Source organism: Streptomyces sp. NPDC127097 (assembly GCF_042724075.1).
Taxonomy (GTDB): domain Bacteria; phylum Actinomycetota; class Actinomycetes; order Streptomycetales; family Streptomycetaceae; genus Streptomyces.
Map to the genome: position 1 here is coordinate 50,170 of NZ_JBHXFI010000051.1, position 7,772 is coordinate 57,941.

Below are 7,772 nucleotides of genomic sequence, written 5' to 3' on the forward strand. Positions count from 1 at the left end.
CGCCGCATGTGAGCCTGAGGCGCGGGTACCCGGGGCCTCAGGAGGTGCGCGGATGGCGCGGTGGCTGACGACGGGCGCCGAACTCATCGGCTGGTGGGCGGTGTTGACCGGCCTGTGGATCGTGCTGATCGGTACCGTCGACACGCTGGAGTGGGCGGTCGGCGCCGGTGCCGCGCTGCTCGCCGCCGGTGCGGCCTGCGCTGCGCGGCGTGCGGTCGACCGCCGATGAGCGGTTGGACCGCCGCGGCCGTGGCGCTGCTGGTGTGCGGTGTCGCCCCGGCCGCCGGTGGCGCCGCCACCGGCCCGGTCCGGCGGCGGGTGCCCGCACAGAACCTGGCGACCACGCTGCTCAGCCTGGTGATCCTGCTGCTGGCCCAGGGCTACGGCCGTCCGGCGTACACCGATCCGGCGCTGGTGCTCGCGGTGCTCGGGCCGGCCGGCACCCTGCTGTATGTGCGGCTGCTCGCCGACCAGTTGGCGGCCCATCCGCCACGGCCTCGCTCGCTGCTCGCGGTGACGGCGCTGAGCTATACGGCCGTGCCCGCGGTGGTGCTGCCGCTGTGTGTGGCCGCCGGGCCCGGCAGGGCCATGGTGAAACTGCTGGTCATCGGGGTGCTGTTGGTGCTGGGTAGCCGGGTGGCGGCGCGGGCGGTGACCGCCGCCGTCACCGCGGGACACGGCCGGACCGGACCGGCGGAGGGAATGTCCGATGGCTGACGATCTGCCGCTGCTGCTCGGCCTGCTCCTGGTGGCCGCCGCCGGAACCGCCACCGTCCTGGTGCGCGATCCGGTGCGGCAGTCCTTTCTGCTGTCCCTGCTCGGCCTGGCACTGGCCCTGGTGTTCCTGCTGCTTCAGGCCCCCGATGTCGCGCTCTCCCAGCTGGCGGTGGGCTCCGTGCTGACCCCGCTGATGGTGCTGCTGTCCGTACGCAAGGTGCGGCGCAGGGCGCGCAGCGAACGCCGGGAGGAGCACGAATGAGCAGCAGGCTGCGGCTGTGGGTGCTGGCCGTCGGCGGACTGGGGGTGGCCGTCCTGTTCGTCCTGGCCTGTTTCGACCTGCCGGCCTTCGGCGGGCTCTGGCACCCGTACGGCGACCGGGCCGTGCGGGCCGCGCTCGCCCGGCACACCGCCAACACCATCTCCTCCGTCAACTTCGACCAGCGCGCCTTCGACACCCTCGGCGAGGAGTCCATCCTGTTCGGCTCGGTGGTGGGCACCGTCGTCCTGCTGCGGCAGACCCGGGACGAGGGCCGGCTGCCCCCGGAGCCGGCCACGGTCGCGCCACCGGTCCGCCACTATGCGCTGATCGCGCTGCCCGTCACCCTGCTCATCGGCCTGTATGTCATCGCGCACGGCCAGCTCAGCCCCGGCGGCGGCTTCCAGGGCGGGGTCGTGGCCGCCACCGCGCTGCATCTGCTCTATATCGCCGTGGACTACCGGGCGCTGGAGCGGATCCGGCCGGTCGGTCTGTACGAGGTGGCGGATGCCGCCGGGGAGGCCGCCTATCTGCTGCTGGGCACGGCCGCACTGGTGACGGGGGCGGCGTTTTTGACCAACTTCCTTCCCTACGGCACCTTCAACACGCTCTCCTCCGGCGGCACCGTCCCGCTGCTCAACGCCGCCATCGGCGTGGAGGTGGCCTGCGGGGTGGTCGTCCTGCTGGCCCGTTTCCTGGACCAGGCCGTGGAGATCGAGAGCGGGGACGGGGACCGGGACGACGCAGCGGAGGCCGGGACATGAGTGTGCTGCCGTATCTGATCGCGGGATGGCTGTTCCTGATCGGCTGTTACGGGCTGGCCACCAGCCGCAACCTCATCCACGCGGTGGGCTGTCTCACCGTCTGCCAGTGCTCGACCTATGTCCTGCTGCTCGCCATCGGCTACCGGGACGGCGCCACCGCCCCGGTCTTCTCCGACATCGCACCGGGCTCCCGCCCCGTCGTCGACCCCGTCGTCCAGGCCCTCACCCTCACCGACATCGTCATCGGGGCGACCGTCACCGCGCTGCTGCTCTCCCTGGTCATCCAGGTCGCCAAACGGCACCGGACGGTGGACCCGGACGAGCTCTCGGAGCTGCGGGGGTGAGCGTCGACCGGATCCTTCCGCTGATCGTGGCGGTCCCGCTGTTCGGGGCGGCGCTGCTGGTCGGCGCGGGCCGGCGGCTGCCGCGGTCCGCAGCCGAGGTGCTGGGGTGTGTGTGCGCCGCGGGCACGGCGGCGCTCGCGCTGGCCGCGTCGGCCGGGACCCCCTCGTCCACCGCCCGCCCCCTCGAATGGCTGGGCGGCTGGCGGCCGCACGGCGGGGCGGGGGTGGGCATCGTGCTGGTCGGCGACCGTATCGGCCTCGGTCTGGCCACCCTGGTCTCCCTGCTGGTGGTGGCCGCCCTCGCCTACGCCTGGCGGTACTTCGACGAGCCCCCGCAGCGCCACGCGGGCTCCTTCCCCGCCCTGGTGCTGCTCTTCCAGGCGGGCATGTGCGGCTTCGCGCTGGCCGGGGACCTGTTCAACGCCTTTGTCTTCTTCGAGCTGATGGGTGTCGTCGCGTACGCCCTGACCGGCTACCGCGTCGAGGAGGCCCGCGCCGTCCAGGGGGCTTTGGTGTTCGGCGTCATCAACTCCCTCGGCGCCTACACCACCTTGCTGGGCATCGGTCTGCTCTACGCCCGCACCGGTGAACTCGGCCTCGCCCAGATCGGCGGCGCCCTCGACGCGCACCCCGGCGGCCCGGACGCGCTGGTGATCGCCGCCTTCGTCCTCGTCGCCACCGGACTGCTCGTCAAGGCCGCCGCGGTGCCGTTCCACTTCTGGCTCGCCGATGCGCATGCGGTGGCGCCCACACCGGTGTGCATGCTGCTGTCCGGGGTCATGGTCGAGCTGGGCGTGTACGGCACCGCCCGGGTCTACTGGACGGTCTTCGCGGGCCCCGGCGGCATCCCGGCGCCCGACGCGCAGCGGGCGCTGCTGGCCCTGGGGGTGCTGACCGCGGTGCTCGGCGCGGTGATGTGCGGGCTCCAGCGTCATCTCAAGCGGCTGCTGGCCTATTCCACGGTCGCGCACACCGGCCTGTTCCTCATCGGCCTCGCGGTGCTCACCCCGGAGGGGCTCGGCGGTGTCGCGCTGTACGTGCTGGCGCATGCCGGGGTGAAGGCGGCGCTGTTCGCCTGTGTGGGGATTCTGCTGGACCGGTTCGGCAGCGTCGACGAGCCCGAGCTGCACGGCAAGGGGCGGGAACTCCCGTGGGTGGGCGTGCTGTTCGGGACCGGCGGGCTGGCGCTGGCCGGGCTGCCGCCGTTCGGCACCGCGCTGGGCAAGGCCGTGACCGAGGAGGCGGCGGGCGGCTGGGCGACCGCGCTTTTCGTGGTGGTCTCGGCGGCCACCGGAGGCGCGGTACTGCGGGCCGGGGCGCGGGTGTTCCTGGGCCTGGGACCGGTCACGGGGAGCGGGGCCGGCACGGCACGGCAGGCCGGGGCCGCCGACGACGAGGCCGCCGAGGAAACCACCGGGAAAGCGGAGGAGCCGGAGACCAGCGGACGGCTCACCCGGGTCCCGGCCAGCATGCTCGCGGTGCCCACCGCGCTGCTCGCCGGGGCGCTGGCGGTCGGACTGGTCCCGGGCCTGCGCACCGGCACCGGGCACGCCGCCGACGCCTTCACCGACCAGGCCGGCTACCTCGCGGCGGTGCAGCACGGCCGGGCGACGGAGCCCGCGTCCACTCCCCCGCCGCACTGGTCCACGGCCGGGGTGCTGTGGGGTCTGCTGGCCACCGCGCTGGCCGTGGGACTCGCCCTGCTCGCCGTGCGCCGTCCGCCGGTCACCGAACCCGCCCGGTGGACCACACCGCTGCGCCGGCTGCACTCCGGCCATGTCGGCGACTATGTCGCGTGGTTCCTGGCGGGTGTCACCCTGCTGGGGGTGCTGGTCGTGTGACGGGCGGGGCCGCGGTCCCGGCGCTGCACACGGCCGCCGTCCGGGCCGGGCCGGCGGCCGCGTTGCGGGCCGGACCAGTTGCCGGGTTCCGGGCCGTGGCCCCACCCGGTTCAGGCCCCCGCGGCCTCCCGTACCTCCTCGGCGACGGACCGGTCCAGCGCCGCGCGCACCAGCCCCGAGGCGAACGCCGCGGTCTCGTCCGTACCGACCAGCCGGGCCAGCTTCTTGCTGTCGCCGGGCAGGCCCAGCCGCTCCGCCCCCTGGAGGGCCTTGGCGTCGAGATACGGGGCGAGTTCGGGCCAGACGCCCTGGACCTCCCGCAGAAAGATGTCGCAGCCCGCGGGCCCCAGGCCGGGCACCTCCCGCAGGGCGCGGCGCAGCGCCCCGAGGTCACCGCCGGCGCCGTCCCGCATCCGCCGCAGATCGCCGCCGTAGTGGTCCAGCAGCAGGGTGGCACCGTCCCCGAGCTGGGTGGCGGTGCGCTCGTCGTAGCGCCGGTAGCCGCCTTCGCCCAGGGCGTCGACCCGTTGCTGCCAGGTCGCGTCGGCCATCCGCCGGGGAGTGCGCAGTCCCGCGTCGAACAGTGCCCGGGCGGCCGCCACCGCCACCGAGGCGCGGATCCGCGCACTGAGCAGCCCGGCCAGCACCAGCACCTGGTACAGCGGCTGCGGGGTGTTCGCGAGCCGGATCCCGCTCTCCGCGGCGAAGGTCTCGCCGTGCCGCTCCACCAGGGTGCGGGCCAGGGCCCGCTGCCCGCCGCGGGGGCTCATCGCGCGCGCCCGTAGCGGCAGTCCACGTCCTTGCGGGAAGTCTCGGCCACGTCCTGTCCTCCGTCGTTCCGGTGGGGGTCCGCAGTCACCCTCCCCGGTCCGCACGGCGGGAAACAGCCACTGCTCCGTGGGGCGCAACGGCACCGCACCGTATGCGCGGCCAGGTCGGGGCGGCTAAGGGCTGTCCCGTAATCCCTGGCGGATCAGCGCACGGCGTCAGATGCGGTGCATCGCAAGGCGGAGGGATATCCGGATACTGGGTGTATCCGGAGGTTCCGACAACGCGGCGTGGGGGCACCTCCCAGCGTTAGCTGGGGGAGTGCCGTAGCTGTCGTCGTGCGCCCGCCAGGGGTTACGGGATAGCCCTTAGGCTCGCGGCGGCGGTCCGACCGACGACGGGGAGGTCACGCTTGTCCCGGCACGCTGACGCCGCACCGCACTCCACCGGCCGGACGGACGGGCGGGACGGCAAGGACGGCAAGGACGCGGAGGACGCCAGGACGGCGGTCACGGTGCTCGTGGCGCTCGGCGCCAATCTGGTGATCGCCCTGGCCAAGCTGGCCGGCGGGCTGTTCGCGGGCTCGCCCGCGCTGCTGTCCGAGGCGGCGCACTCGGTCGCCGACAGCCTCAACGAGCTGTTCCTGCTCGCCTCGCTCAAGCGCAGCACCCGCGCGCCCGACAGCCGGCACCCCTTCGGCTACGGCAAGGAGCGGTACTTCTGGTCCCTGCTCGCCGCGGTCGGCATCTTCGTCATGGGCGGCTGTTTCTCCTTCTTCCAGGGCATCGAGGCCCTGCGCTCACACCACTCGGAAACCTTCGCGGGCTATGTCGCGGGCCTCATCGTGCTGGCCGTCGCGTTGCTCGCCGAGGGCTCCTCGCTGATCCGCGCCCTGCTCCAGGTCCGTGGCCAGGCACGGCAGGCCGGACACAGCATGCGGGAGGCGATCCGGACGGGCGACGACCCCGCGCTGCGGACGGTGCTGGCCGAGGACTCCACCGCCTGTTTCGGTGTCCTGGTCGCCATGGCCGGCCTGGGACTTCACATGATCACCGGCGATGTGCAGTGGGAGGCATGGGCGGCCATGCTCATCGGCGCGCTGCTGGTGTTCGTCGCCTATCAACTGGCCAAGGAGTCCCGTGGCCAGATCATCGGCGAGGCCGCCGATCCGGAGCTGCGCCGGGCCCTCCGGACGTTCCTGGAGGAGCAGCCGGAGATCGACACCGTGACCACCCTGCTGACCATGCGGCTGGGCACCCGCTCCACGCTGGTCGCGGCCCGGGTCGATCTCATCGGCGGGCTGGACAGCGAGGAGGTCGAGGAGGTCCTGGTGCGGGTGAAGAAGGCCGTCCGTGAGCAGTGGCCGATCGCCGATCAGGTCTTCCTGGACGTCACCGAGGCCACGCCGCGGGACCGGGAGCGCGCGCGGCGGGAGCGGCGGCAGCTCGACGAGACGGTGACCACGGGCGGCGACGCGCCCGAGGCGATGCGGCCGGAGGGCGAGGGGTGAGACGGCGGGGCGCCGGAGGGGTGCTCCCGGCGGCCGCCCTGGCGCTCACCGCAGCGCGTCGAGCCGCCGGCGCGCCGTACGCAGTGACCGCCCGCGGGCCGGCGCCCCGGACCACGGCCGCGCCGCCAGCTGCTCCAGCACGCCCGCGACATCCTTCACCGTCCAGCTCCGCGCGGTGAGTTGGGGATCGTCGAGCTGCTGACGGCTGATCGGCGCGGCGACCGGACCGCCCGGTTTCGCCCGCAGCGACCAGGGCGCGACGGCCGTCTGGGCGTAGGCGTTGCGCTGCACATCGAGGTAGAGCCGGTCGCCGCGGGACTTCTTGCGTACGGCGGTGGTGAGGCGGTCCGGGTGACGCGCCGCCAGCACCTCGGCGGTGTCCTGGGCGAAGCCGCGGACCGTGTCGAAGTCGCTCTTGCCGTCCAGCGGCGCGATGACGTGCAGGCCCTTCGACCCCGTGGTCATCAGGGCGGCCGGCAGCCCGAGTTCGTCGAGCAGTCCGCAGAGCTGCCGGGCGGCCTCCCGTACGGCTTCGAAGTCCGGGCCGGGCGGGTCGAGGTCGAACACCAGCCGGTCGGGGTGGTCGGGCGCGCCGGCGCGGGACAGCCAGCGATGGAAGGTGAGACAAGCCTGGTCGGCGAGGAACAGCAGGGTCGCCTTGTCGTCGCAGACGGTGTGGGTGACGGTGCCGCCCTCCTTGGTGACCTCCGCCCGCCGGATCCAGTCGGGGTAGTGGCCGGGGGTGTCCTTCTGCATGAACTGCGGGCCGCCGAGGCCCTCCGGAAGCCGTTCCAGCATCAGCGGCCGCCCCCGGAGCTGTGGAACCATCGCCGCGGCCACCCGCCGGTAGTAGCCGATGACATCGGCCTTGGTCAGCCCGTCGTCGGGGAACAGCACCTTCTCCGGCCGGTGGATCCGCACCGTGCGGCGGCCGGCGCGCACGGTGTCCGTATCGGTGCCGGTGTCTGTGGCGTTCATGCGGGCGGAGGTACCCGCTCCGGGCCGTCGTACGCTCGCGCGTCCGGGTGGTGCGGGGCGCGGTGCGGCCGTTCGCCGTCCGTGTCGCCGGGCGATCCGGGGCGTCGCACAGTGAGGAGGTACCTCGCGGAGTCCGTACGCCGTATGCCGCATGGCCGGCGCGGGATCGGCAAGGAGAACCAGCATGCCGCGCGGAGCGGGCGCCGGGCGCCCGGCCGCGGAGGAGCGACGTGTGAGGAGCTCATGACGGTGCGACAGCCAGCACGACCGCCGGGCATCACCCCTCGGGACCCGGTCCCGCCCACCCCGGGCCCGGGCCCCGGGCCACCAGGACCCACGCCGGGCCCGGGACCCGGCCCGGTTCCCGCACCCGGCCCCGATCCGGTGCCCCCGCAGCCACCACGTCCCGAGCCGGACCCGGTCCCGCCCCATCCGGCGCCGCCGACGCCGGGACCGGAGCCCGGCCCCGCGCCGGATCCGCTCCCGGCCCCGGGCACCGCGCGACGGGCCGCGCCACCCGGCGCCTCCGTCCCGCCCGCCCCGGAGCCGCGGGGTACGCCCGCACCACGCTGACGAGACAGGCCCCGGCGG

At 74.2% G+C, this 7,772-nt stretch carries 9 protein-coding genes; 7 read left to right on the forward strand and 2 right to left on the reverse strand.

The annotated features are described in order from the left end of the window. The first annotated feature begins 52 nt into the window (after window positions 1-52). From ACFWJW_RS29665 to ACFWJW_RS29690, 6 genes are read left to right on the forward strand one after another with little or no spacing between them, the layout of a single operon-like run. Window positions 53-229 (forward strand): hypothetical protein, encoded by a 177-nt coding sequence (locus ACFWJW_RS29665; RefSeq protein WP_387247174.1) that lies wholly within the window; start codon window positions 53-55, stop codon window positions 227-229. Continuing rightward, a complete protein-coding gene (locus tag ACFWJW_RS29670) occupies window positions 226-717 on the forward strand; it encodes a monovalent cation/H+ antiporter complex subunit F (RefSeq protein ID WP_387247176.1) in 492 nt (163 codons plus the stop codon). The genes ACFWJW_RS29665 and ACFWJW_RS29670 overlap by 4 nt, the downstream gene beginning before the upstream one ends. Next, entirely contained in the window at window positions 710-979 is a 270-nt protein-coding gene (locus ACFWJW_RS29675) for a hydrogenase subunit MbhD domain-containing protein (RefSeq protein ID WP_387247178.1), read from the forward strand. The genes ACFWJW_RS29670 and ACFWJW_RS29675 overlap by 8 nt, the downstream gene beginning before the upstream one ends. Continuing rightward, entirely contained in the window at window positions 976-1,740 is a 765-nt protein-coding gene (locus tag ACFWJW_RS29680; protein ID WP_387247180.1) for an MnhB domain-containing protein, read from the forward strand. The genes ACFWJW_RS29675 and ACFWJW_RS29680 overlap by 4 nt, the downstream gene beginning before the upstream one ends. Continuing rightward, complete coding sequence (locus ACFWJW_RS29685; protein ID WP_387247182.1) at window positions 1,737-2,084, forward strand: sodium:proton antiporter; 348 nt, start codon at window positions 1,737-1,739, stop codon at window positions 2,082-2,084. Before ACFWJW_RS29680 ends, ACFWJW_RS29685 begins: the two co-directional genes overlap by 4 nt. Next, window positions 2,081-3,925, forward strand: a complete 1,845-nt coding sequence (locus ACFWJW_RS29690) for a complex I subunit 5 family protein (RefSeq protein ID WP_387247184.1) — start codon at window positions 2,081-2,083, stop codon at window positions 3,923-3,925. Before ACFWJW_RS29685 ends, ACFWJW_RS29690 begins: the two co-directional genes overlap by 4 nt. Window positions 3,926-4,035: 110 nt before the next feature. Here ACFWJW_RS29690 and ACFWJW_RS29695 read toward each other — a convergent pair whose 3' ends face one another. After that, window positions 4,036-4,695, reverse strand: a complete 660-nt coding sequence (locus ACFWJW_RS29695) for an endonuclease (protein ID WP_387247186.1) — start codon at window positions 4,693-4,695, stop codon at window positions 4,036-4,038. A gap of 410 nt (window positions 4,696-5,105) precedes the next feature. Between ACFWJW_RS29695 and ACFWJW_RS29700 the strand changes: the two genes are divergently transcribed. After that, complete coding sequence (locus ACFWJW_RS29700) at window positions 5,106-6,203, forward strand: cation diffusion facilitator family transporter (RefSeq protein WP_387247188.1); 1,098 nt, start codon at window positions 5,106-5,108, stop codon at window positions 6,201-6,203. Window positions 6,204-6,248: 45 nt separating this feature from the next. On the opposite strand, the gene ligD is transcribed toward ACFWJW_RS29700, so the two are convergent. Next, a complete protein-coding gene (gene ligD / locus ACFWJW_RS29705; RefSeq protein WP_387247190.1) occupies window positions 6,249-7,181 on the reverse strand; it encodes a non-homologous end-joining DNA ligase in 933 nt (310 codons plus the stop codon). Between the last annotated feature and the right edge of the window lie 591 nt (window positions 7,182-7,772).

Coding starts and splice junctions, on each gene's coding strand:
- ACFWJW_RS29665 (WP_387247174.1), top strand. CDS start 53: ATGGCGCGGTGGCTGACGACGGGCGCCGAACTCATCGGCTGGTGGGCG.
- ACFWJW_RS29670 (WP_387247176.1), top strand. CDS start 226: ATGAGCGGTTGGACCGCCGCGGCCGTGGCGCTGCTGGTGTGCGGTGTC.
- ACFWJW_RS29675 (WP_387247178.1), top strand. CDS start 710: ATGGCTGACGATCTGCCGCTGCTGCTCGGCCTGCTCCTGGTGGCCGCC.
- ACFWJW_RS29680 (WP_387247180.1), top strand. CDS start 976: ATGAGCAGCAGGCTGCGGCTGTGGGTGCTGGCCGTCGGCGGACTGGGG.
- ACFWJW_RS29685 (WP_387247182.1), top strand. CDS start 1,737: ATGAGTGTGCTGCCGTATCTGATCGCGGGATGGCTGTTCCTGATCGGC.
- ACFWJW_RS29695 (WP_387247186.1), bottom strand. CDS start 4,695: ATGAGCCCCCGCGGCGGGCAGCGGGCCCTGGCCCGCACCCTGGTGGAG.
- ligD (WP_387247190.1), bottom strand. CDS start 7,181: ATGAACGCCACAGACACCGGCACCGATACGGACACCGTGCGCGCCGGC.